General features: G+C 46.4%; 25 protein-coding genes and 4 tRNA genes. 26 read left to right on the forward strand and 3 right to left on the reverse strand.

What is annotated here, in order from left to right:
* Positions 1–534: 534 nt before the first annotated feature.
* From G7Y37_RS08430 to G7Y37_RS08485, 12 genes are all read left to right on the forward strand, one after another.
* Positions 535–619 (forward strand) — tRNA-Tyr (locus G7Y37_RS08430).
* Positions 620–692: 73 nt separating this feature from the next.
* Positions 693–768 (forward strand) — tRNA-Thr (locus tag G7Y37_RS08435).
* Between the two features lie 30 nt (positions 769–798).
* Positions 799–875: transfer RNA gene (locus G7Y37_RS08440), tRNA-Met, on the forward strand.
* 66 nt (positions 876–941) lie between these two features.
* A complete protein-coding gene (tuf, locus tag G7Y37_RS08445; RefSeq protein ID WP_165063029.1) occupies positions 942–2,144 on the forward strand; it encodes an elongation factor Tu in 1,203 nt (400 codons plus the stop codon).
* A 107-nt stretch (positions 2,145–2,251) separates the two neighbouring features.
* The gene (rpmG, locus tag G7Y37_RS08450; protein ID WP_165063030.1) at positions 2,252–2,401 is read left to right on the forward strand and encodes a 50S ribosomal protein L33; all 150 of its coding nucleotides are present in this window, start codon (positions 2,252–2,254) and stop codon (positions 2,399–2,401) included.
* 29 nt (positions 2,402–2,430) lie between these two features.
* Positions 2,431–2,507, forward strand: a tRNA-Trp gene (locus G7Y37_RS08455).
* A 108-nt stretch (positions 2,508–2,615) separates the two neighbouring features.
* The gene (gene secE / locus G7Y37_RS08460) at positions 2,616–3,290 is read left to right on the forward strand and encodes a preprotein translocase subunit SecE (protein WP_165063031.1); all 675 of its coding nucleotides are present in this window, start codon (positions 2,616–2,618) and stop codon (positions 3,288–3,290) included.
* A gap of 2 nt (positions 3,291–3,292) precedes the next feature.
* Positions 3,293–3,823 (forward strand): transcription termination/antitermination protein NusG, encoded by a 531-nt coding sequence (nusG, locus tag G7Y37_RS08465; RefSeq protein ID WP_165063032.1) that lies wholly within the window; start codon positions 3,293–3,295, stop codon positions 3,821–3,823.
* A 101-nt stretch (positions 3,824–3,924) separates the two neighbouring features.
* On the forward strand, positions 3,925–4,437 hold the full coding sequence (gene rplK / locus G7Y37_RS08470; RefSeq protein ID WP_165063033.1) for a 50S ribosomal protein L11: 513 nt from the start codon (positions 3,925–3,927) through the stop codon (positions 4,435–4,437).
* 83 nt (positions 4,438–4,520) lie between these two features.
* A complete protein-coding gene (gene rplA / locus G7Y37_RS08475; RefSeq protein WP_165063034.1) occupies positions 4,521–5,231 on the forward strand; it encodes a 50S ribosomal protein L1 in 711 nt (236 codons plus the stop codon).
* A 141-nt stretch (positions 5,232–5,372) separates the two neighbouring features.
* A complete protein-coding gene (locus G7Y37_RS08480) occupies positions 5,373–6,407 on the forward strand; it encodes an NYN domain-containing protein (protein ID WP_165063035.1) in 1,035 nt (344 codons plus the stop codon).
* 46 nt (positions 6,408–6,453) lie between these two features.
* Positions 6,454–8,499, forward strand: a complete 2,046-nt coding sequence (locus tag G7Y37_RS08485) for a Na+/H+ antiporter (RefSeq protein ID WP_165063036.1) — start codon at positions 6,454–6,456, stop codon at positions 8,497–8,499.
* Positions 8,500–8,559: 60 nt separating this feature from the next.
* Here G7Y37_RS08485 and G7Y37_RS08490 read toward each other — a convergent pair whose 3' ends face one another.
* Positions 8,560–9,858, reverse strand: coding sequence for an MFS transporter (locus G7Y37_RS08490; protein WP_165063037.1), 1,299 nt, complete (start codon positions 9,856–9,858; stop codon positions 8,560–8,562).
* Between the two features lie 252 nt (positions 9,859–10,110).
* Between G7Y37_RS08490 and G7Y37_RS08495 the strand changes: the two genes are divergently transcribed.
* Positions 10,111–11,028 carry a DUF3320 domain-containing protein gene (locus G7Y37_RS08495; protein ID WP_165063038.1) on the forward strand — a complete coding sequence of 306 codons (918 nt, stop codon included), beginning with the start codon at positions 10,111–10,113 and terminating at the stop codon, positions 11,026–11,028.
* Between the two features lie 22 nt (positions 11,029–11,050).
* Here G7Y37_RS08495 and ubiE read toward each other — a convergent pair whose 3' ends face one another.
* Positions 11,051–11,794: a bifunctional demethylmenaquinone methyltransferase/2-methoxy-6-polyprenyl-1,4-benzoquinol methylase UbiE gene (ubiE, locus tag G7Y37_RS08500; protein ID WP_165063039.1), complete on the reverse strand. Its 744-nt coding sequence runs from the start codon at positions 11,792–11,794 to the stop codon at positions 11,051–11,053.
* A complete protein-coding gene (locus G7Y37_RS08505) occupies positions 11,795–13,135 on the reverse strand; it encodes a coproporphyrinogen III oxidase family protein (protein ID WP_165063040.1) in 1,341 nt (446 codons plus the stop codon).
* A gap of 148 nt (positions 13,136–13,283) precedes the next feature.
* Here G7Y37_RS08505 and G7Y37_RS08510 point away from each other — a divergent pair, with 148 nt between their 5' ends.
* The 13 genes from G7Y37_RS08510 (at position 13,284) to G7Y37_RS08570 (ending at position 24,363) form a co-directional block, all read left to right on the forward strand.
* Positions 13,284–14,252 carry a SurA N-terminal domain-containing protein gene (locus G7Y37_RS08510; protein WP_165063041.1) on the forward strand — a complete coding sequence of 323 codons (969 nt, stop codon included), beginning with the start codon at positions 13,284–13,286 and terminating at the stop codon, positions 14,250–14,252.
* A 130-nt stretch (positions 14,253–14,382) separates the two neighbouring features.
* The gene (locus G7Y37_RS08515; protein ID WP_165063042.1) at positions 14,383–15,741 is read left to right on the forward strand and encodes an amidohydrolase family protein; all 1,359 of its coding nucleotides are present in this window, start codon (positions 14,383–14,385) and stop codon (positions 15,739–15,741) included.
* A gap of 3 nt (positions 15,742–15,744) precedes the next feature.
* A complete protein-coding gene (locus G7Y37_RS08520; RefSeq protein WP_165063043.1) occupies positions 15,745–15,945 on the forward strand; it encodes a CASC3 protein CASC3 in 201 nt (66 codons plus the stop codon).
* Positions 15,946–15,954: 9 nt separating this feature from the next.
* Positions 15,955–16,509 carry a twin-arginine translocase TatA/TatE family subunit gene (locus G7Y37_RS08525; protein WP_165063044.1) on the forward strand — a complete coding sequence of 185 codons (555 nt, stop codon included), beginning with the start codon at positions 15,955–15,957 and terminating at the stop codon, positions 16,507–16,509.
* Positions 16,510–16,511: 2 nt separating this feature from the next.
* Positions 16,512–17,297: a twin-arginine translocase subunit TatC gene (gene tatC / locus G7Y37_RS08530; RefSeq protein WP_165063045.1), complete on the forward strand. Its 786-nt coding sequence runs from the start codon at positions 16,512–16,514 to the stop codon at positions 17,295–17,297.
* Positions 17,298–17,672 (forward strand): hydrogenase maturation nickel metallochaperone HypA, encoded by a 375-nt coding sequence (locus tag G7Y37_RS08535; RefSeq protein ID WP_165063046.1) that lies wholly within the window; start codon positions 17,298–17,300, stop codon positions 17,670–17,672.
* A gap of 22 nt (positions 17,673–17,694) precedes the next feature.
* Positions 17,695–18,345, forward strand: a complete 651-nt coding sequence (gene hypB / locus G7Y37_RS08540; protein WP_165063047.1) for a hydrogenase nickel incorporation protein HypB — start codon at positions 17,695–17,697, stop codon at positions 18,343–18,345.
* 19 nt (positions 18,346–18,364) lie between these two features.
* Entirely contained in the window at positions 18,365–19,183 is an 819-nt protein-coding gene (nadE, locus tag G7Y37_RS08545) for an NAD(+) synthase (protein ID WP_165063048.1), read from the forward strand.
* A gap of 34 nt (positions 19,184–19,217) precedes the next feature.
* Positions 19,218–20,402, forward strand: a complete 1,185-nt coding sequence (locus G7Y37_RS08550) for a sensor histidine kinase (protein WP_165063049.1) — start codon at positions 19,218–19,220, stop codon at positions 20,400–20,402.
* Between the two features lie 9 nt (positions 20,403–20,411).
* Positions 20,412–21,104 carry a response regulator transcription factor gene (locus tag G7Y37_RS08555; protein ID WP_165063050.1) on the forward strand — a complete coding sequence of 231 codons (693 nt, stop codon included), beginning with the start codon at positions 20,412–20,414 and terminating at the stop codon, positions 21,102–21,104.
* A gap of 168 nt (positions 21,105–21,272) precedes the next feature.
* Entirely contained in the window at positions 21,273–21,560 is a 288-nt protein-coding gene (groES, locus tag G7Y37_RS08560; protein ID WP_165063051.1) for a co-chaperone GroES, read from the forward strand.
* A 29-nt stretch (positions 21,561–21,589) separates the two neighbouring features.
* Positions 21,590–23,221: a chaperonin GroEL gene (groL, locus tag G7Y37_RS08565; protein ID WP_165063052.1), complete on the forward strand. Its 1,632-nt coding sequence runs from the start codon at positions 21,590–21,592 to the stop codon at positions 23,219–23,221.
* Between the two features lie 152 nt (positions 23,222–23,373).
* Positions 23,374–24,363 carry a putative manganese transporter gene (locus tag G7Y37_RS08570; protein ID WP_165063053.1) on the forward strand — a complete coding sequence of 330 codons (990 nt, stop codon included), beginning with the start codon at positions 23,374–23,376 and terminating at the stop codon, positions 24,361–24,363.
* The last annotated feature ends 200 nt before the right edge of the window (positions 24,364–24,563 follow it).

Below are 24,563 nucleotides of genomic sequence, written 5' to 3' on the forward strand. Positions count from 1 at the left end.
AGAACGCGCGTGGACATCAAGGCCGATTGAAGTAACATGGTTCATGGTGAGTCCCTCTCATATATGTGGCAACCTGGCTGGTTGTCGGTTTTGGTTAGATGGAACCATTATCAGCCTCGACCCACGGCTATATGAATAGACAATATGAAGCAGGGGCTCACAATGTTCTACTCATATCGTCTTATTTTTTGAATGCTGTTAGCGGAGACATTTTGTACGGTGAAAGGTATGGATACACCCGGGGGCGTGTTATGGCTTGACACCCGGTTTTCTCTAACGTATCATTCATTCGCTTGGTTTGTTGCTCAGTTGTAACTTTCCGGGCGGCAGCTTGAAAATTACACATGAATTTTCAAACGCTTTTTGCTTGTACGGCACAAGATGTGCTGTGCAGGATTAATTTTTTTGAACCTGCACAGTGCGGCTTGGGCAAGGAAAGCCAATGCGTATACGAGGGAGCAGCCTTGAGTGCTGTGACCGAGAATACGGCATTGAGCTTGACGAAGCACAAGATGTGCTGTGCAGGTTCAAAAAGGGCGTGTGCCCGAGTGGTTAAAGGGGACGGGCTGTAAACCCGTTGGCTATGCCTACCTAGGTTCGAATCCTAGCGCGCCCACCATTTTCTTTTGAGCCTTTTAGGTGCGCATGATGCAAAGTCTGACGCAACATGTGTGCATAAAAGCGGTCAAATTGCCTGTGTAGCTCAGTCGGTAGAGCACTTCGTTGGTAACGAAGAGGTCACCGGTTCAAGTCCGGTCGCAGGCTCCATTAAATCTGCAATTATAAAGAGATTAAAATGGCGGTGTAGCTCAGTTGGTCAGAGCACACGGTTCATACCCGTGGCGTCACTGGTTCAAATCCAGTCACCGCTACCAAGAAAGCCCGCGTCCGCTAAGGACGCGTTCCTATGTAAAGTACAGAATTTCCTACAAGGAGGAAAAATGTCAAAGGAAAAATTTGAGCGTTCCAAGCCGCATGTTAACATCGGCACGATTGGTCACGTCGACCACGGCAAGACCACGCTGACAGCAGCTATCTCCAAGACGCTTTCTTCCAATGATGGTAGCCATGGCACTGCTAAGGCTGACTTCACCGCATTTGAAGATATCGACAAGGCTCCTGAAGAGCGCGAGCGCGGCATAACCATTTCTATTGCTCACATCGAATATGAAACAGACACTCGTCACTATGCTCATGTTGACTGCCCCGGTCATGCTGACTATGTAAAGAACATGATTACCGGTGCTGCTCAGATGGATGGTGCAATACTTGTTATTGCTGCTACTGACGGTCCAATGGCTCAGACTCGTGAGCACATCCTGCTTGCTCGTCAGGTAGGCGTGCCTTACATCGTAGTCTTCCTGAACAAGTGCGATATGGTTGACGACGAAGAGCTTATCGAACTTGTTGAGATGGAAGTTCGTGAACTGCTTGACAGCTATGAATTCCCGGGAGACGACACCCCGATTATTCGCGGTTCTGCTCTTAAAGCTCTTGAGGGCGACAAGGACGCACAGGACAAAGTTTGGGAGCTTATGGATGCTGTAGATTCCTACATCCCCACTCCCGAGCGCGATGTAGACAAGCCATTCCTGATGGCTGTAGAGGACACCATGACAATTACTGGTCGTGGCACTGTTGCTACTGGTCGTGTAGAGCGCGGCGTTCTTCACATGAACGACCCGGTAGAAATCGTTGGTATTAAAGAGACTCAGGAAACTGTTTGCACCGGCATTGAGATGTTCCGCAAGCTGCTTGATGAGGCTCAGGCTGGCGACAACATCGGTGTTCTACTTCGCGGTATTAAACGTGAAGACATCGAGCGTGGTCAGGTTCTTTGCAAGCCCGGCAGTGTGACACCGCACACCGAGTTTGAGGGTCAGGTATACATCCTAACTAAGGAGGAAGGCGGACGTCACACCCCATTCTTCGATGGTTATCGCCCGCAGTTCTACTTCCGTACCACCGACATTACTGGTGTAGCTCACCTGCCCGAGGGCACCGAGATGGTTATGCCTGGCGACAATGTAACCATCACTGGCGAGCTGATTCACCCGGTAGCTATGGAAGAGGGTCTGAAGTTTGCTATCCGTGAGGGTGGTCGTACCGTTGGCTCTGGTCGCGTTACTAAGATCATCAAATAACAACGTATAACGAGAAATCGGGTCGTAATTTTAGAATTGCGACCCGATTCTGCAGATTCATGTGTATAATCGCAAGCTTGCGATAAGATTGCGTAAAAGGAGTATTCATGCGAACGTTGGTCACGATGGCGTGCACGGACTGCAAGCGCCGTAACTACACGACCACGAAGAACAAGCAGAATAATCCCGAACGCTTGGAGTTCAAGAAGTACTGCAAGTGGTGTCGTAGCCATACAGTACATCGCGAGACTCGTTAGTGTGAAGGATTTTTTTGTAGACAGGCAATAGGCCAGTAGCTCCAATTGGTAGAGCGGCGGTCTCCAAAACCGCATGTTGGGGGTTCGAGTCCCTCCTGGCCTGCCAGCTTGCATCACGAGCAGCTTGAGGGCTGCTTGTTTGGCGTTATGAGACGGCTTCGAAGTGCAGTCGCGAAGACGTTTTCCATAAAAAGACTGCAAAGCAGAGGAACACATGGCTAAGAAATCGAAAACCCAAAAGGCAAAGGCATCGGCTGCACGCCAAGCTAAGAAGGCTGAGCGTGAGCAGGAGTCTATTGAGGCTTCGGAAAATACAAAGCCTGAAACCGAACAAGCTGCTGAAAGCGGTGCAAAGAAACGTGGTCTTTTAAAGAAGGACAGCACCGAGGAAAGCAAGCCTGAGAAGTCGAAAGCGGCTTCAAAGGGTTCCGATATAAAAAAGGCAGACAAACCGAAGAAGAAGCATTTTCAATTCCTTCGCGATGTGCGAGCAGAGATGAAAAGGGTTACGTGGCCTACAAAAAAAGATGTGGGTCAGTGGACTGTCGTTGTTGTTGCAGCGCTAGTTTTCTTCGGTGCCTATGTAGCCATCCTCGATAATTTAATTATTACTCCGGCACTTATTGGTGTATCTAGCATCGAGGCGCCAGAAGTAAGTAATGAATTGGACAATACTGGTGGCGGCGGTAATGTTGGTTTGAATGTTAGCGATGGTTCAGACCAAGGCGCAAGCTCTGATGCTACTTCCGAAGGCGAAACTAGCGAGACTCAGGATGCATCTGCTGCCTCTGAATCTGATCAGGGTGCAACTGAGGGCACAAGCGAAGGCGATTCCGGTGCAGAGGCACCCGGAGCCGCAACGGATAGCGAATCTTCTCAGGAAGGCTAAGCATGTCTAAAAAATGGTATGTGCTACACACCTATTCCGGATACGAGAATAAGGTAAAGAATAACCTTCTGACACGTGTTGAGACTATGGGTCTTGAGAACAACGTATTCAAGGTTGAAATACCTACTGAGCGAGTTGCCGAAATACGTGATGGTGGTCGTCGCAAAGAGACTGAGAAAAAAGTTTTTCCGGGTTATGTTTTGGTGAAAATGGAAATGGACGACCGCAGTTGGGCGGCTGTCCGTAATACTCCCGGAGTAACTGGTTTTGTGGGTAGTCAGGGTAACCCAAGCCCTCTTACTCGCGAAGAGTACAATAAGATTATGAAACGTACTAGCCAAGATACTCCAAAGCGTACATCTACTACTCTTGAGGAAGGTCAATCGGTGCATGTTACCGATGGTCCTCTGAAAGATTTTGATGGTATTGTGGCAGAAGTAATGCCCGATGCCGGGAAAGTACGCGTTATGGTTTCCATCTTTGGTCGTGAAACTCCTGTGGAGCTTACATTTGATCAGGTGGCAAGAATTTAAGGTTGAATATTCAGCGTAGTCGTGCCCTAGTGGACAGGGGCTTCTCGCGGCGACGCAGACTATAGATTTGTATTAACGATAAACGAGTTAAGGAACTAAAAATGGCTGACAAGAAAGTTACTGGCTTCATAAAGCTTCAGATTCCGGCTGGTCAGGCTAACCCTGCTCCTCCAGTTGGTCCTGCACTTGGCGCCCAAGGCGTTAACATTATGCAATTCTGCCAATCATTCAATGCGCAAACGCAAGATCAGACTGGCACTATTATTCCTGTTGAGATTACGGTATACGAAGACAAGTCTTTCACTTTCATAACAAAGACTCCTCCGGCTGCTGTTCTTATTAAGGAAAAGCTGGGTATTGAGCATGGTGCTGGTATTCCGCAACTGCAAAATGTAGGCACACTGACCGATGCACAGCTGACTGAAATTGCTGAAATCAAACTTCCCGATCTGAATGCAAACGATATAGATGCTGCAAAAGAAATTATTGCTGGTACTGCGCGTTCAATGGGCGTGCGCATTGAGGGTCGCGAAATGAAGAAAAAGTACGAAGTGACTCGTAAGCTGGCAGCTCTTTTGAAGGGCGAATCTGTAGACGATGGTGCTTCGGCATAGTAGGGTTAATGCAACGCAAGTGCGTTGTGTACATATGAAGTGGAAGGGTTCTGCCCGCCATTACCACGAAAGGGATTAAAAAAATGGCTAAGAAATCAAAGAAGTACAAGGCAGCAGTTGCTAGCGTTCCCGCAGAGGAGCTTACACCGCTAGAAGCGATGAAAACTGTTAAGGAAATTGCTACTGCCAATTTTGATGAAACTGTAACAGGCGACTTTCGTTTGGGTATCGATACCCGTCAAGCCGATCAACAGCTGCGCGGTACGGTTAGTCTTCCGAATGGCTCTGGCAAGACTGTGCGTGTTGCGGTTTTTGCTGAAGGCGATGCGGCTAAGGCTGCACAAGAGGCTGGTGCCGATATCGTGGGTACCGACGAGTTAACCGAACAGATCAATCGCGGCGAGTTTAATTTTGATGCTGCTGTTGCTACGCCCGATCAGATGGGTAAAGTTGGCAAGCTTGGTAAGGTGCTTGGTCCGCGCGGTCTTATGCCAAACCCGAAGTTGGGCACTGTTACCAACGATGTTGTTAAGGCTATCAATGAACTTAAAGGTGGTCGCGTTGAGTATCGCGCCGACCGTTTTGGCATTGTGCATGTTGTGCTCGGCAAGGTTAGCTTTACCGCTGAGGCTCTTGCTGAAAACTATGGCGCTGTATACGATGAGATTATACGTATGAAGCCTGCAGCTGCTAAGGGCAAGTATGTAAAGTCGATTGCAGTATCTTCAACCATGAGCCCCGGTGTTCGCGTTGATTCTAGCGTCCAGCGTGCATATACGGAAAGCGCTGAATAGTCAGCCATATAGCGCGAAAGTATATGAGCCTGAAAAGGTAGCAAAGACATAACGGATTATCAGAAGGTCGCAGATGTTTGCGACCTTTTGTTATGATAGGCATATAGGCAGCTATTGCAAAACAAACATACAAGGAGCCTAATGGATCGCAAATCTTCAAGCGACAACAGATTCGCACTTCTCATAGATGCAGATAATGTTTCAGCACGTTATATTAAGCCGATTCTTGATGAATTATCAAAATATGGAACCGTTACAGTAAAGCGCATATATGGCGATTGGACGCTTCCACTGCACTCTAAATGGAAAGATGCGTTGTTGGAAAATTCAATAATGCCCATCCAGCAATTTGGCTATACGCAGGGTAAGAATGCAACTGATTCAGCCATGATAATCGATGCTATGGATTTGCTTTACGGCGAGAACTTGGATGGGTTTTGTATTGTAAGCAGCGATTCTGATTTTACGCGTTTGGCAGGTCGTCTGCGAGAGAGTGGTCTTACTGTAATTGGTATGGGTGAAAAGAAAACACCAACTCCTTTTAGGCGCGCTTGTGACGTTTTTACAAATTTGGAATTGCTGGCTGGTCCTAGCTCTAAGCAGGGTGGCGTGATGCATAAACAAGATGTTGAACAAGCGGTTGTTGATATTATTACCGAAAATCTGAACAACGGAAAAGCTACAGGACTTGGCGAAGTGGGGAGCCGTATGTTGAAGCGCTATCCCGACTTTGACGTGCGAAACTATGGCACGAATTTGCTTAGTAAGCTGCTGGACGAATTCGACCGCGTCAAGATAACAAAAGACCATAGCAATGTTACTGTTGAATTAGTAGAAAGCACTAAGCCTGAAAGTACAGCTGAATATAGCGAAGACGTATCGGATGACGACACGAAAAAGGAACCAGATGAGCGCAAACGCGCGCGCCGTCGCCGCTCGCGTAAGATAATGGCGGAACAAGAAGAAACTCCACAAGCATATATTTATAAGTTGGTACGCGAATCTGGCACAGAAGGAATTCCACTTGCATCGCTTGGTAATAAAGTTCGCGATCGTTTCAAAGATTTCAAAGTGCGAGATTTAGGTTTTGCCCAGATGCGGCGCTATGTTGCCAGTGTGGGCGATTTTGAAATAATGAAGGAAGGTCGTTCAATTAAAGTGCGATTAGCGCAGTAAGTAATTATTCCAAAATATTATTCGAATTTATCGAGAGGAGAAATGCGTGGAAACTCTGACGCTTGTATTATTCCTGACAATAGCAGTATTGTTGTCTGCTGTAATAGACCAAGTTGTTCCGCGCGTTTCGCTGCCTCTTATTCAGATTGGTCTTGGGGTTATTATTGCAATATTTGCCAGTGACACTATAACGATAGACCTAGAACCTAACCTGTTTTTGGTGCTATTCATTGCGCCGTTGCTATACATAGAGGCAAAAAACGCCGATAGAATGCAATTATGGGTAAACAAAGCTCCAATTTTATCCCTAGCTATCGGTTTGGTTATAGTAACTGCTGTAATAATTGGCTTTGCGCTGCATTCGCTTATACCGTCTATTAGTATTGCGGCGGCACTTGCGCTTGGCGCAGCATTGGGACCAACAGATGCTGTGGCTGTCACCTCGCTTTCAAAACAGATATCTATACCCGAGCGCCAATGGGGAATACTTAAAGGCGAACTGCTGTTAAACGACGCTTCGGGCATCGTAATGTTTCAATTTGCGCTAACTGCAGCGGTTACGGGAGCGTTCTCTATAGCAGATGCGGGCGTGTCGTTTTTGGTGGAATTTTTCGGGGGATTAATATGCGGCGCTGTCTTGGGTTATGTGGCGAATTTGGCGTTGCGTAAGTTCCGCGATTTGGGAATAGAAAGCGCCACTTTCCATGTGCTATACGAATTGTGCGTGCCATTCATAGTGTATTTATTGGCGCAATCTATCCATGTTAGCGGCATTATTGCTGTTGTAGTTGCTGGTCTTTTGAACGTAATAACTCCACGCACAAACAGTCCCTCTATTGCGCGCATGAACATTGTTTCTAGCAATGTTTGGCAAGTTTTGTCATTTGCGCTAAATGGCATTGTGTTTATTTTGCTAGGAACACAGCTGCCTGCATCTATGCGCTATGTGTGGGCAGACGAGACGCTCAATAATTTTTCGCTAATTGCCTACATTTTGTTTATTACGCTAATTTTAATGGGCGTGCGATTTATTTGGTGTATATGTATGGAATTGTGGCATGCGCGCCGCCCCGGCAGAAATGGTGGTGAACCGTACAAATTCAGCCGAACAAACGCTAGAGATGCGCTTATAACTACACTTTGCGGCGCTAAAGGTACTATTACGCTTTCCATTCTATTTACGATGCCAATATTTATGTCTACGGGAGCTCGTTTTCCCGAACGTAGTTTACTAATTTTCTTAGGTTGCGGCGTTATATTGATTACGCTTTTGCTTGCTACATTTGTAGTTCCGTTGGTTGCGCCCAAGAAAGAACGCAAGCAATCTGAAATTGATGCGCGCCATAACTATTTTGAGGTACTAAGAGACATTCTGCGCAACGTTATAGAAGAGTTAACCGCGCAACAAACAAAACGTAATCGCAGGGCTACTAGGGTAGTCATTAAAAGCTATCAGGATAGGCTTGAAAATACTAAGAATATGATAGATGCCAACGATGGCTCTATAGTTGCGTTGCGTCTGCAGGTGCTAAATTGGGAAGAAGAGCATACGCTAGAACTTATGGAACAAGGAATTGTAAGTTCTGATGTTGGGTACGAATTCTTGGGTCGCTTAGAGCGTATGGAAAAATTGATAAAGCATGGGGCAGGGCAGCGATTCGATGCTAAGAAGTGGGTATCGCATATTAGGATAGCATTTGTGCGAATGCGCTTGGCAATAGTGCGCCAATTGCCCGATTCAAAACTGACAGACAATGGCGAGGAAATGCGTCGTTTGCAGGAAGAGGCGGCGCGTTATGTGGTGGAAGTTCTGAAGGCTGAAATGCAGAAAAGCACTGTTGCAACTGAAGACGCAAGTAAGTTAATTATGGAATATGAGGCGAGTATTGCGGCATTGAGCCAGTCACGCACAAGCGTCACTACTTCAATTCGTGTGGTTGATGAGTCGGACGATATAAGGCGCTTGGCTTACCAAATAGAGTTAGGGCAAATTCAGCATATGTTTGAAGAAGGTCGCATAAGCAGGCAGGAATCACGCAATATGCGCGATAACGTTTTCCTTATGATGATGGATTTGGAAGATAGAGTTTAACGCGCAATCATAAATTGTGTAATTTGCGCTTTATTGCTTGTAGCTATTGGTGGGTGTGTTTTATTTTGGATATACGATACGCGCTGATATATAGGCAGTTATAAGGCATAAAATTACGGCGCAAATTGTAGCAGTGAATCCTAGAGTTTCGCTTAGGAAGCCCCATGCAACCGAGAGTGCACCGTTACCTATGTCTACACCAAGCATAAAAAGCGCATTTGCTGCGCCCCAGCGATCGGCTGGGCTAAAGCGCACGGCAACTGTCTGGTTTACGGGTACAGCTAGACCCATACACAGTCCAAAAGGCAGCCCTGAAATATAGAAGATCAGTTCGGTTATATGTCCAAATGCGCCTATAGTGCATGCCAAAAGCATTGCGAAACATACAAGACCAGCCACTACAGCAACTTCCATAATATGAATTGGTGCAACTTTATCCATAAAGCGACCAGATGTTAAGCGCACTATAATCATAACTACGGCTGAAGCTGTATAGAAAATACCCGGGTTGCCTACGTTCAAAGAATTGCCCAACAGCCCCATGTAGAAAATGTTGAATGAAAACGCACCACACATGAAAAGGATGGGTACTGTGCCCGGCAGCGCTTTTGGTTCAAACACGCTATCAAGTACACGATGCCAGCCGTGTAACTCTTGCTTTTTGGCTGCATTAGACGTTTTTGTCTCTTTGTTAGCGGTTCTGTTTTGCTCTTGGCGGACGCGGTATTCGGATGTGGCAGGAAGTTTGTATGGGTTGTTTTCATAGCGAATCAACAAGCTAAGTACAAACGCTAAAAGACTGCATGCGGCGCATCCAAAATAGAAATTTTGTGCCGGGTCGGTAGATACAAGGAAAATTGCAAGAGCTGGTCCTATAGACATAGATACAGCTTGACCTAATCCGTAGTATCCAATGCCTTCCCCCATACGCGAAAACGGAAGCACATCTGCTGCGGCGGTTGCGGTAGCTGTTGTGGCTGCCGAAAATCCTGCACCTTGCAATATGCGCCATAGAACAAAAGAGGCACCGTCATTGGCGGCAAGAGGACCAATACAGCCAACAAACATAACGATTGCACCAGCCATAATAACGATACGTCTGCCGCGCGTGTCTATAACAGGACCGCTTATAATACGCGCTACACCGGCTGCCACCGAAAAACATAGCGCGCCTATTCCGGCAAGCCCGACAGAGCCGCCAATGCGTTCAAGATAAACCGAAGTGCCAGCGTTTATGCCTTGTCCCACGAGAAATGTTGAAAGCGTGCATGTAAGAATTAAAATGAAAATGGGCGACCAAAGCCCCTCGCGTATACCAGATGGTGTTGTGCTTTTAGTCGTATTCGCCTTGCGTTCCATTAGCTAATATCCTTTTGTAGCGCATTGGCATTAGCGGCGCAATTGTGCTGATAGTAGCGCAGCGCTAACTAATGCCTTATATGTAGGTTGCTTATAACAATTGTATGCTAGAACCCGAATCATGTAGTTAAAAATGTCAATTGACTATATTTGTTTGTATCCATGCTTATTCGGCGGTTTGATTTGATATTTATTGACTTTGGTTGTATTACGAAATTAACATGCTTGCATGGTATTTTGTAAGGAGTAAGCATGGGTGATAGATTCGAAGTTTCTGAATTAGAAGATGTACTAGAGCTGCTAGAGCTTGTTGAAGAGGGTAGCGGCAAAGCCATCGTTACTATGGGTGGCACCGAGCGTTTTGTCGTTATGACCGCCGAGCGTTATCGTGCATTAAGCGATGGCTACAGGCGCGAAAAAGAGCGTGCAGAAGAAGCTAACGAGCGCATTCGCGCGGCACAGACAGAAATAGAGAATGCCCATGCTCAAGTTGCGCGTGCAAATAGTCGAGCGGATGCTGCAGAAGCTGCACACACTGTACAAGTTTCTGCAGAAAACACAGCTGCGCATGTAGCACAAACATTTTCACCTGCGCAAAACCTTGGTGGTAACGCCAAGGAATACAAAACCGCTAAACTGCCCAACACTCCCATAGATTCCGACGATTATCAGCGCAGTATGTGGCAAGAAGCCATAGTAGAGCGCATGCGCAAAGTTATAGAGGCTGAAGCTCCGGTTGAAAAACAGCGCCTGTTCAACACTGTGCGCGCTAGCTTTGGCATAAAGCGCAGCGGTCGCGATATTCAATCGCATAATGAATGGCTGTTCAATCGCAAGATTAATGCGAAACAAACTGAATTTAACGGTTGCACATTTGTGTGGCGTGGCGATCAAGATCCGAAAACCTACTGCATATTTCGTCCCACCGACGAAGAGTCTAATCGCCAAATAACAGAGTATCCGTATCAAGAATTGGTTGCGGCAATACTTGCTGCACTGAAAAGTCAAGAAAAACTAACCTACGAAGATTTAATAGAGGCTACCATGCGTTTGCTAGGCTATAAGCGCAAAACGAATCGCGTGCGCGAGGTTATTGGTGCAGCAATAGAACAAGCCGGTGAAAATGGCACTATTCGCGTATTCACTGACGGTACGTTTCGTGTGGTGTAGCAGCTAAACTAGCCTTGCGGGTTTATAAGGGCTTGTAAGCTGTATGTACGGCTGCTATGCCGCCTGTGCAGTTTACCCATGCAATATCTTTAAACCCAGCATCTTCCATCATTTTTGCAAGGCTTTGCTGATCGGGAAATGCGCGAATGGAATTTCCTAAGTAGACAAACCCTTCGCGCTCTCCTGCAATAAGACCGCCCCAAAAAGGAATTAAGTGGCGTAAGTAAAAACCATATAGTGAACGCCAAATTGCATTTTTCGGCGTAGAAAATTCTAGGCAAGTAAGGCTTCCGCCCGGCTTCAGCACACGCAACATTTCGCGCAGCGCCAACGGACGGTCGGGCATGTTGCGTATCCCGTAAGCCACTGTTACAGCGTCAAACTGCTCGTCTTCAAACGGTAACGCCTGCGCGTCGGCAACCATGAAATCTACTGGCACGCCATCTGCGCGTCCATCTGCAAAATGTTTACGTGCAACTTCTAGCATTTCGGGTACTAAATCGGTACACATTATATGTGCCGGTTTTTTCGTGCGTGCTATTTCGAAAGTAACATCACCTGTGCCTCCTGCCACGTCAAGCACACGTGCATCACCATTAATGGCAGCCATCTTTGCCATTTTATGCAGCCACGCTTTATAAGTTCCAAAACTTGAAATGGCGTTAAAGCGTTCGTATTTAGGCGCAATGTGCGAAAAAATCAGCTTCACACGTGCGGATGAAATCTCTGATGGTGCCTCTGCTCCTGTTGCGGTATCTATGCTCATCTATTCGTCCATGTTCGTATATATCGTGCCATTTCCAAACAGCAGCTGTCTCTCAGACCCCGAAAGTTCGGCTCGTGCCTGTTCGCGCAAATTATTCATACCGCTTAGGAATTGTCTGTACATTACTAGCACCAAATAGCGCCCCATTTCGGTCAAAGTCAGTTCATCTTTGGTATCAGTTGCAAATGCGCCATTTAGTCGCATGAATGCCATTTCAGCCGGAAGCCCGAATTCTACTGATACACCAAATTCGTCGCGGAAAGCGCGTTTGTCAAATCGTAATCGATACAAATTCAAAAGGAAATTGTATCGCATTAAATCGCGCTTGCTTAGCGTCGATTTTCCCATAATGGGCATGCGACCTTCCTCAATATGTCGGTTATAGTCGCTTATGCTGAAGTCGTTTACATACAGCGCACCTGCCAAGTGCGTTATAGAGCCGCTGCCTATGGCAGGATAATCCACATAAGATGTTTGGTATTCGTCATGTATTAAGGCGTGGTCATCGCTTCCATCGGCCCCTAAGCGGTTGAATGTCCATACAGTTTCGCGGCGAAATAGCGGATGGGCACCCTCAGCTAAAACTCCATCTATTATGCGGTAGAAGCGCAGTTCGCGTTTCCAATCCATTTTTCCCAGCGTGCGGTTCATATTGTCAGCTGTAGCGCCAGATATATAAAGCGGCGAAAATGTTGTCTGTCTTGCTCCGCACATAGCTATGTGCTCCAAATCGGCAAATAACATGTCTTCAGTTTGTGTGGGGAAGTTGAAAATCATATCCACATTCAGCGAATCGAAATAGGGTACAGCTTGCGCTATACGCTCCATTATTACTTCTCCGCTGCCGTATTTATCGTAGCGATCCATAGTCTTTAGAAGTTCATTGTTGAAGCTTTGTACGCCCACCGATAGCCGCTGTACGCGTCCATGCATTTTATCTAGCCATGGCTGTACTAGATGATTCGGATTTGTCTCACTTGCCACTTCCTCGATATTCCACGTATCGCGCGCCAAATCAAGCGTTTCGCATAGCTCGTCTAGCATTATTGTTGGCGTGCCGCCGCCTACGTAGATGCTTTCTATGTCATACCCTAAATCTCGCAGCATCAGCATCTCTTTGCGCATGCTTTCAAAGTAAGGTCTGGCAATCTCTTCACGATATGTATACCTATTAAAGCTGCAATATGGACACAATCTTTCACAAAACGGCACATGCATATAAAGCATGTAGCGCCTATTTTCCTCCGGTTCTGGCATGAATGTTTCCGAAGTTGGCTTCAATGTTAGTGTGTGCCGCGTCATAGTTTTTACAAGTTTTGTTAAAAAGCGTTCGGATAACACACTATCTCCTAGTCCAATCGATTAATTTCAACACAAGATTTGAATTGTAATTGTATGTTTCGCGTTTTCGCAATATCTGCGATTTGCTTTTATGTATGGAATGTAAAATGATGAACACATATTCACGAATAATAGGAGAAACATCGAAATGTTGAAAAGCTATAAAAAATTTGTAGGTGCAGTTCTTATTGCGTCACTAACTGTGTTTGCTATGGCTGGGTGTTCGCAGCCGCAACCGCAGCAGGAAACCGAAATGGATGTGGTGGTAATAGATACTACAGACACATCGGGCGGTGTTGCTGCTACGGTAAACGGTGTGGAAATTGGTGAAAATGCAGTATCTGCCTACATAGATAATTTCCGTCAGACAAACGATTTAACTGACGACGAAGCTTGGGGCAGCTATATGGGTCAGAACGGCTATACGCCAGAGTCGCTTCGTGAAATAGTTGTAGATAATTTTGTGAATGAGGAAATAGTACGCCAAGCTGCTAAGGAAAACGGCATAGAAGTAACCGATGAAGATGTTGAGGCTGCATTCGAACAAGCTAAGAAAAGTGCTGGTAATGAATCTAGCTGGCGAATTGCTCTGAAGTATTCCGGTATGACAGAAGACCAATACAAAGACAGCTTGCGTCAGCAACTTCTGCAGCGCGAATTGTTCTATAAAGCCACTGGAACAAGTCAGCTTGACTCTACGGTTTCGCAAATAACCAGCACGCTGCGTCAGTCGGGTGGGGAAGAGTTGGCAAATCTGATAGACCGCGCTTCTGCGAAGATGTCTGAGTCAACAGATACTCAGAAAGTAAAGGCAGACGATGAGTTGGTGCTTAGCCTCATAAAAACCTACGAGCAAGACTACGCTAATGCCGAATCGCTAGATGGTGTTCCTGCTGATGTAGTGGTGCTTTATCGCACTCAAGCCGACTCTGTTGTGCAAAATCAGGCGTTCGAAGATTTTATGAAGAAGTATACAGATGCTGCCGATGTACAAAAGAATGGCTTACCTGAAGGGGCTACTTATAAAGTAGAGGTTATTGTTGCAAGCCCAAATGAGACGACAGAGGACCAACCGGCAGCTGCTGAAGGCGAACAAACAGATACGGCTTCCGAATAAATCCAATAAGATATAAGCAGGCACAACTTTTTGTGCCGAAAAAACATTTCAGTTTGTGCGCGGGTGTTCGATTGATGCCCGCGCTCTGTTATCATTCTACGGAAAAGAAAAACGCATCAAGCGAGGTTCAATGCTCATCACTGCGAAATATGTATTCCCTATTACAAGTGAACCCATATTGGATGGGGCGGTGCTTGTTCGGGAAGATCGAATTGCAGATATAGGCGATCTAAATTCACTACGTCTGCGCTATCCCGATGAAGACGTGGAAGATTTTGGAATGGCGGCCATAATGCCCGGTCTTATTGACCTGCATACACGTCTTGAAAAATCGGTATTGCGCGGTGTTGTAGCGGATAAACCTTATTCTGAATGGATTATGGCGGTTCTCGATAGAAGCATTCAGTTAGAACAGTCTGATTGGTATGATTCTGCAATTCTCGGTGGGCTGGATGCTCTTTCGTCGGGCATTACCACAGTGGTTGACATAACCAGTACAGGCGCTGCTGGTCGTGCGGCGCAAGAACTAGGGCTTCGCGGCGTAATTTATCGCGAAGTGGGCGCAATGGATAAAATGCGTGTTGATTACGCTATGCATTCTGCCCAGCGCGACATAAACCGATGGAAAGAAGATTTCGACCCAGAGCGCATAACGGTAGGAATTGCACCTGCCGCTATATATGCAAACCATCCGTCTGTTTTTCAGCGTGTTACCGACATTGCTATTCGTGACGATTTGCCGGTGGCTATGCGCTTGGCTGGCAGTCGCGAAGAATATAACTTCGTAATGTATGGTTCATCTATGTTTGCTGTAGACAATATGGATGAAGAAGTTCGCGGGTACGTGGAAATTCCACCTTGGCTGCCATTTGGTGTTACCCCTGTGCGCTATGCGCTAAATTGGGGTGCGTTCGATGCGCCTAATGTTTTACTGATTCACGCTGTGCATGTAACCGATGAAGATATAAAGAAGCTTCGTGAATTTGATGTTGCCATATGTACATGTCCTAGCGCCAACGCAAAACTGGGCATGGGCGTGGCTCCTTTGTCGCAATTCTTGAAAGCTGGTCTTCGCGTTGGTTTTGGTACCGATTCGCCTGCGGCTACAGAATCTACCGATATGTTGTCTGAGATGCGTATGGGGCAATTGCTGCACCGCGCAAGCGACACTAGCCGCTTCATAACAAGCCAAGAGATTTTAGAATTAGCAACTATAGGCGGCGCTAAGGCTTTGCGGCAAGAAGATAAAATAGGCTCTCTTGAAGTGGGAAAACTGGCAGATATAATAGCTGTAGACTTATCGGCATCGCACCAATCGCTAGATCAAAACCCAATATCTGCCTTGGTTAGCACCTGTACTGCCAGCGATGTATTAATGACCATGATCGGCGGCAAGACGCTATACGAGAAAAATAATTGGCACGTGAACGTTGAAGTAGCGAAGAATATTGCGCGTGTTATAGAAATTCGCGCTAAGCTGAAAGCGTAGGCAATGGGCAAATCTAGCAAACATAAAATGACGCGCCAGCAACGCGAGGCGAAGATAGAACAAGCCAAGCAACGTGAAGCTGCGATAAAAGCTCAAAAAGAGCGCTCTGAGCGCATAAAAAAGATATTCACAGTGGTGATATGTGCCATTTTGGTACTGGCTTTGGGCATACCCACTATGGCTATCGCGGTTTTAGGAATGTGAGGTTAGCCAGTGTTCGGTATAGGTGGTTTTGAGTTATTCCTCATCCTTCTATTCGGATTCCTTATTTTTGGGCCTGATAAACTGCCTGAAATTGCTAAGACTGTTGGGCATGCCATAGCAAAATTTAGGAATGCTCAAGAAGAAATGAAAGGTACTTTAAGCACACAGTCTTTTATCGATAAAGATTCTGATGCGCCACTAAAAAATCCACTAGAAGTTATAGAGCAGGCTGCAAATGAGGCGCAGAGTAAAACGCGCACGGCGCAGGCTGCTGTGACCGACGCTACAGACAAAGCGGCAGAAAAACTATCGGAAAAGTCGGTTAGTTTTGCGGAGCGTAAAGCAAAATACGATCGCGAACGTGCCGAGCGCAAGGCTGCCGAGGCGGCAGCTGCCGAAGCTGCCAAAACGCAGGAATCTGCCGAAAAAGCTGGTGTATCTGAAGAAAAGGTTTCTACTGCCAAGCAAGATCCAAAAACCGATGTGGCTGTAAAAACTGCAACTTCTGTTACCGATGCAACTAGCACCAAAAGCGCCCAGTCTATTGAGGAGGTGGCAAAGTAGTCATGCCTATAGGTCCTGCAAGAATGCCCCTCTTTGATCATTTAGGCGAATTGCGCATGCGTCTTGTACGTATAGTGGCTTGCTTAGCGGTTGCTGTATGTATCTTTTATTTCGCAGCGCCGGCAATGGGTCAATTCTTACTACTGCCAATTACGCCCTACATTCCGGTAGATGTTGATACCGGTTGGGCAGAAATGATGGCGCTAGATCCGTTCGAGGCGTTTGCGGTAAGGTTCCAAATAGCATTATTTTTCGGCGTTGTAGCAACATCGCCTGTTATTTTGTGGCAAATCCTTGCGTTCTTTCTGCCTGCCCTAAAGCCGAAAGAGCGTAAGTGGTTTATGCCCACATTTGTTATTGCTGTTGTGCTTTTCATACTTGGAACCGTGTTTTGCTACACTATTATATTGAATGCAGCATTTCAGTGGCTGACCGAGCAGGCGCAAGGCTTGGGTTATGTTGCGCCTAGAATGTCATCTTACATAGATATAATCATCAAATTTGAAATAGCTTTTGGTATCGCCTTCGAGTTGCCCCTAATCATTTTCTATTTGGTTATATTCGATGTTATACCATATAAAAAATTGCGTTCTAGCTGGCGTATCGTCTATGTATCGTTGATGATTTTATGCGCCATGGTAACTCCAGATGCTTCACCTGTAACAATGCTTCTTATGTTTGCTGCGATGGTGGCGCTGTATGAAGTTAGTTTGCTGCTTGCGCGTATAGTGCTAGCAAAACGCATAAAGCAACAAAACGAAGAACTAGCCGCAGAGGAAGACGAATAAGTGCACGAATTGGGCATAATGACCGGTGTTTTGGATGCCGCAAAAGAAACAGCCAAAAATGCCGGAGCTACTCGCTTGTTGGAAGTTACATTGCGCATAGGAGATATGACTGAAGCCATTGAAGATGCGCTTGTGTTTGCTTTTGAGGCACTAACCGAGGGCGACCCTTTCACAGAAGGTGCCAAGCTAAATATTATTATGGTGCATCCGAAAAGCCGCTGTTTAGAGTGCGGTGCAGAATATTCTCACGATCGATTTAATATGTTTTGCCCTGAATGTGATAGTTTTGCAACCGAATTACTAGAAGGTAAGGAATTGCAGATAGATTCCATTGAGGTAGATTTACCCGAAGATGATGCTTTAGCTAAAAATTAGCTGTCAGAGGAGTTTTGCTGTTATGCAGATAGATATGAAACAACCCATTCTGGAGAAAAACGACGCTATAGCTGCTCAGTTGCGCCAGCGTTTTGCCGATGCGGGCGTGTTTGTACTGGATTTGCTTGCAAGCCCCGGGTCGGGTAAGACATCTACAATTCTTGCCACGATAGATGCGTTGCGCGACGAATTCAACATAGCCGTTATTGAGGGTGATATAGCTAGCAGCGTAGATGCTGAAAAGATTAAGCGCCAAGGTACATCGGCTGTGCAGATAAATACTGGCGGTGCATGTCATCTGGAAAGCGCGATGATAAAGCGTGCTGTAGACGTGTTAGACCTTGATAGGCTTGACCTGATAATAATTGAGAATGTGGGCAATTTAGTGTGTCCTACCGATTTCGATTTAGGCGAAAATGCCAAGGTTATGATTTTGTCGGTTCCTGAAGGCGATGATAAACCGCTGAAATATCCGGGTGTCTTTCAGGTATCTGATGCAATTGTGCTTAACAAAGTTGACACTATGCCTGTGTTCGACTTTAACGAGCAAGCATTTCGCGATGAGGTTCATAGGCTAAATCCTACGGCTCCAATCTTTCCTATAGCTGCTACAAAGGGCAGCGGTGTAGAAGAGTGGGCATCGTGGTTAGCTGAAAAGATTCGTGCAATTTAGTGCTTTATAGGGGTTGAACATGCAGATTGCCGATATATACGAGGCGTGCAAAGATGCAACTGCAAGTTTTGTGCATAACGCTGGGTTTACGCATGTTGTTATAGGTCTTTCTGGTGGTATAGATTCCAGCTTAGTAGCCGCAATAGCTGCAGATGCGCTGGGTGCAAACAATGTGCATGGGGTGCTGCTTCCGGGTCCTTATTCTAGCGATCATTCCGTAAGTGACGCAAAGCAGCTATCGGAAAATTTAGCAATAGACGCTATAACCATTCCAATTATTGAACCCTACAATGCTTTCGCGAAAAATATCTCAGACGCTACTGCGTCGCCTTTTGACGGCTTAGCATCTGAAAACACACAGGCGCGCTGCCGCACAGTGGTGCTTATGGCGCTTTCCAATATGTATGGTTGGCTTATGCTGAACACTGGTAATAAATCGGAAGCTGCCATGGGCTATTCAACGCTGTATGGTGATGCGGCGGGTGCTTTTGCGCCTATTGGTGGTATATACAAGACGCAGGTATATCAGATGTGTGAATGGCGTAATAAGCAGGCGCTAGACGCAGGCGAAATTGCCCCCATTCCGCGTAATGTAATAGAAAAACCTCCGTCTGCGGAATTGTCGGTGGGACAGTTGGATGAAAAGGCGCTTGGCATAGACTATAAAACGCTAGATACTATTTTGATAGAACTGGTTGAACATAATGCCGATGTGCAATCAGTTGTAAATATGGGTTTTTCTAAGGCTCGGGTGCAAAACATTTTGCAGCGTTTTGAGGCTAATGCGTTTAAGCGTGCTATGGAGCCGCCATATCCGAGCGTGCAATTCTATGAATAAGCACAGGTTTAGGTTATACCTTCGCGATGTGCCCATGAGCGGTACGGATTGGCTTGTGGATGCTGTTATAGCATTAGGCGCTTTTGGATTTGGTCTTCTTCAGATGAGCGCCTCGGCTAATCTAATGATTCCCGATGATTTTATACGGCGCTTGCTTGGGGTCCGTACAATAACGCTTTCCGGATGGGGAATATTAATGGTGGCGCTTACATGTATTCCTCTGACGGTACGCCGACGTCTTCCGTGGGTTGTGTTTGTGGTTACAACTTTATTGTGGGCGTTTTTTGAAATGCAAATGGGTGCCACAACGCTTTCGCTTGTAGGTCCACTAATTGCGTTGTTTACAGTTGCGTATGAATGCACCAAATATGAAGCCGCATTGGCAGGCGGTGTGTTGTTAGTAACAGTTGCGGGTTGTGCGTTTTTTGCTCCTACATCTTCACTTGCAATGCTTATGTTGGTGCAGAACACAGCCATAGTGGTGGCTGTTGCTTTTGCCGGGTTTGCTCTTCATGCTAGACAAGATTCTGTGAAGGCGCTGGCTGCTCGCGCTGCCGAAGCCGAGCGCACACGTGAAATTCACGCTGAAAAGCGCGTGGAGGAAGAAAGGCTGCGCATAGCGCGAGAAGTGCACGATATAACGGCACATTCGTTGTCTGCTGTAAGCATACAGTCGGCGGCGGCTGCTGCGCTTATACAGACAGATCCGGAGGCAGCCAAACACGCTTTAGACAACATTCGCAAAACTTCTAAAGATGCGCTTTCGGAAATGCGCGGCATGATTGCTGTTTTGCGTGATGGCTCATCAGATGCTGACATACAGCCCATGATGGGCATAGATGAATTATCTGGTTTGAAGGATTATTTGGAAGAGGCGGGATTGGCGGTATCGCTTCGCGTAGACGGGCGCAAAGATACTCTGCCGGCTTACATAAGTATGGCGCTTTATGGCATATCGCGCGAAGCGGCTACTAATATAGTTAGGCATTCTCACGCAAGCAAAGCGTCTATCAGCTTGACGATTAATAGTGATGTTGCAATGCTCGATATTGAAGATGATGGTTGCGGAATTAAATCAGATGCGCCGATGGGTCATGGAATCGAGGGCATGCGAGAGCGGGTAAAAGTCCTTGGCGGAACGTTCTATATATCACCCAGCAATACGGCAGGAACTAAGATAAGTGTACGTATTCCAGTGGCGCATGTAGATATTCACTAGGTGAAAACAATGGATGATAAACAAATTCATGTACTAATAGCAGACGATCAGGAACTTGTTCGCAGCGGATATCGGGCAATATTGGGAACGTATTCCGATATAGATGTGATAGGCGCTGCATCTGATGGGGACGAAGCTGTACGAATGGCTCAACTCATGCGACCAGATGTGGTGCTGATGGATGTACGTATGCCCGGAAAAGATGGCATAAGTGCTACGCGCGATATAGCGCACAACCCATTGTTGTCAGGCACGCATATACTTGTATTGACAACGTTTGATGTAGATAGATATGTCTACGATGCGCTAGAAGCAGGCGCAAGTGGGTTTCTTTTGAAAGATGCCGATCCTGATGAAATAGTGCATGCTATTCGCGTTGTTGCTGCGGGGGATGCGCTTATTCAGCCAAGTGTGATGCGCCGTTTGGTGGAAACATTTGCGGCTACGGGGAAACGAGCAGTATCTTTAGGGAATGCGGAGTCGAATGCTTTGTTGGCAACATTGACCGACAGAGAGCGCGAGATTCTTACATTGGTAGCGCGCGGGCTTTCTAACGAGCTTATCTCTAAAGAACTATTCATTTCGCCAGCTACGGTAAAGACGCACCTTGCGCGCATTATGTCGAAAACAGATTCTCATGATAGAGCACAGCTTGTGGTATTTGCCTACGAAAGTGGACTAGTTTGTCCGGGGACTTTGTAAGATTAACGTTATCTCTTGTAAAAAAATTCGCCTTTTAATTAGCAATCGGAGGCTTTGAGTGCTAATATATACACCACTTTAGCACTCGGTATTCTTGAGTGCTAATTTTTAGAATTAGATATTGGCTTAACTTTAGATTAAGAAACGTGACCAAAGAAGGAGTCAAACATGAATCTTAAGCCGCTGGGTGATCGTGTCATCATTAAGCAGGACGAAGCTGAAACTACAACAGCATCGGGACTGTTTCTAGCTGGTGACAGCAAAGAGAAACCGCAGACTGGCACCGTTCTTGCTGTGGGAGAAGGTCGTCTTGACAAGGATGGCAACCGTATTGAGGTGCCCGTAAAAGTGGGCGATCGTGTGGTCTATAGCAAGTATGGCGGAAACGAAATTTCTTGCGACGACGAGGAAGTACTAATTGTCCGCGCAGATGATATTTACGCTGTCTTTGCGTAGTTAATAAATAACCGAAAGGATATAAGAATATGGCAAAAGCAATTACATTTGAGCAGGATGCGCGTGCAGCACTTGGTGCGGGCGTAAAGAAACTTTCCGATGCTGTTAAGGTAACTCTTGGACCTAAGGGTCGCTATGTTGCGCTTGAGAAGTCTTATGGTGCACCTACCATTACTAACGATGGCGTAACTGTTGCTAAAGAAATAGAGCTTGAAGATCCTATTGAGAACATGGGCGCTCAGCTTGTACGCGAAGTTGCAGTAAAAACAAACGATGTTGCAGGTGATGGCACCACAACTGCTACCTTACTTGCCGACATTATTGTGTCTGAAGGTCTAAAGAACGTTACTGCTGGTACCGATGCGCTGGGCATTCGCCGCGGTATTGAAAAGGCTACCGATGCTGTTGTAAACGCCATTAAAGATGTTGCAACACCGGTTTCCACAAAAGAGCAAATCGCTAATGTAGGCACAATTTCTGCTGGCGATGCTGAAATTGGCGAAAAGATCGCTGAAGCTATGGATCGCGTTGGTCACGATGGCGCTATTTCGGTTGAAGAGTCGCAAACATTCGGCATCGAAATGGACATTGTGGAGGGCATGCAGTACGACCGCGGCTACATCAGCCCCTACATGGCTACCGATATGGAAAAGATGGAAGCGGTTTTGAAAGACCCTTACATCATGCTTACAGACCAGAAGGTCAGCAACGTGCAAGATTTTATTCCGCTGCTAGAAGAAGTTATGCGCAGCGGTCGTCCGCTGTTCCTAGTTGCTGAGGATGTTGATGGCGAGGCTTTGGCAACACTGCTTCTGAACAAACTACGCGGCACGCTGAATGTGGTTGCAATTAAGGCTCCTGGCTTTGGCGACAGGCGCAAGCGTATTTTGGAAGACATAGCAGCTGTTACTGGCGCACAGGTTATTGATAAAGATTTCGGCATGACACTTGCTGATGCTTCTATCGATATGATGGGTACTGCTAAGACTGTAAAAGTTACCAAGGACAATGCTCTTATTGTAGATGGCGCTGGCAACAAGGCTGATATAGATGCGCGCGTTGCTCAGATTAAGGCTGAACTAGAGCGCACAGAAAGCGATTTTGACCGTGAGAAACTGCAAGAGCGTCTAAGCAAACTTTCTGGCGGCGTTGCGGTTTTGAAGGTTGGCGCTGCAACTGAAAGCGAACTGAAAGAAAAGAAGAGCCGCATAGAGGATGCGCTGCAGGCTACTCGCGCAGCTGTTGAAGAGGGCATTGTTGCCGGCGGCGGCGTAGCTCTTATAAACGCTATTCCTGCACTTGATGCCATTAATGCTGACGATGATGAAAAAGTTGGTGTGGCAATTATTCGCAAGGCACTTGAAGCTCCGATGCGCGCTATTGCTGAAAACGCTGGTTTTGAGGGCTCTGTTGAGGTTGCCGAGGTTAAGAAGGCTGAGGCAGGTTGGGGTCGCAACTACAAGACTGGCGAGTGTGGCAATATGATTTCTATGGGCGTGAACGATCCTGTAAAGGTTACACGTACCGCTCTACAGTCTGCTGCATCTGTTGCATCTCTTATCCTTATAACCGAAGCAACTATTAATGAAATCCCGGCTGAAGGTCCCGATCTGAGCGCTTTGGCTGGTGCTATGGGTGGCGGCGGAGCAGGAATGTACTAAGAGCCACCAAAGGAGCAAAGCGGTGCAAGCTTACGTGCGCAATGCTCAGTTGTTCACACAGATACAACAATAAGGGTCCTTCGGGACCCTTATTGTTGCGGGATTGTAGCACGTCGCGCACGTTACTATTTTTATTGAGATAGAATCCAATTATGGACAGTTTTCTTTATATAGCAGAACATGTTTTAGGGCACTCGTTTGAAGATACGCTCTATCTTGTGCCGTTTTTATTCGTTACCTATCTTCTTATGGAATGGCTTGAGCACAAGACTGGTGCGAAAACTCAAAATGCTATACGACATGCCGGGGCTGCAGGACCTGTGATAGGTGCATTTCTTGGTGTTGTGCCTCAGTGTGGTTTCTCTGCAGTTTCCGCTACTTTATATGCGGGACGCGTTATTACGCTTGGCACATTGTTTGCAGTATTTCTGTCAACGTCCGACGAGATGCTACCGATATTCATAGCTGAACAAGTGCCGCCCAATACCATTTTGTCTATCATGGGCGCAAAGGTAATTATTGGCATGGTAATGGGATTTATTGTAGACGCAGTTCTGCGTCTAGCCAGACGCGACAAGCAAGATCTTCGCATACACGAATTATGTGAGCACGACAATTGTGGTTGTTCTGGTGACTGTGCCACGTGTACTGCGAATCCGCAATTAGCTTATCAGCATGCAGATGATTGTTGTAGTGATTGCACCCACGAGCATCACCAGCACGATCATAGTCACGATGCTGGCTGGAAGGGCATACTTGTATCGGCTCTAAAGCATACGGTGCAGGTAATGGTGTTTATTTTCTTTATAACTATAGTGCTCAATGCTGTACTTGAAGTGGTTGGCGAGGATATTCTAGGTAACTTTATGGAAGCTAATCCTGAATTTGCCGTGTTTGCTTCGGCGCTTGTTGGGCTTATTCCCAATTGTGCTGCTAGCGTAGTAATAGCCGATTTGTACATTGAAGGTGTGCTTGGTGCAGGGGCTATGCTTGCGGGGCTTTTGGTATCGGCAGGCGTGGGGATTTTAGTGCTTGCACGCGCAAATCGTCATTGGAAGCAAAATCTTGCCATAATAGCAGCATTATATGTAACAGGAGTTTTCTGGGGCCTAATAGCAAACGCCCTAAACATAGTCTTCTGATTTGGATGCGAATAGTGCGTTGTATTGCCACGTTTTTGAAATTCGACAATGTCTGGCTTAAAGAGCGCAAAAAGGCATATAGGCAGAAAAGGGTGTAAAAATTCATGCTGTTTTCCCTGTTCAGATACCAAATAGATGCCTCTGAAGTCGATACCACTCGACTTTCATATAGGCAAAAAGTGCGTAGGATTCTGACTTGA

The sequence above is a fragment of the Adlercreutzia sp. ZJ154 genome (assembly GCF_011039055.1).
GTDB lineage: Bacteria > Actinomycetota > Coriobacteriia > Coriobacteriales > Eggerthellaceae > Adlercreutzia_A.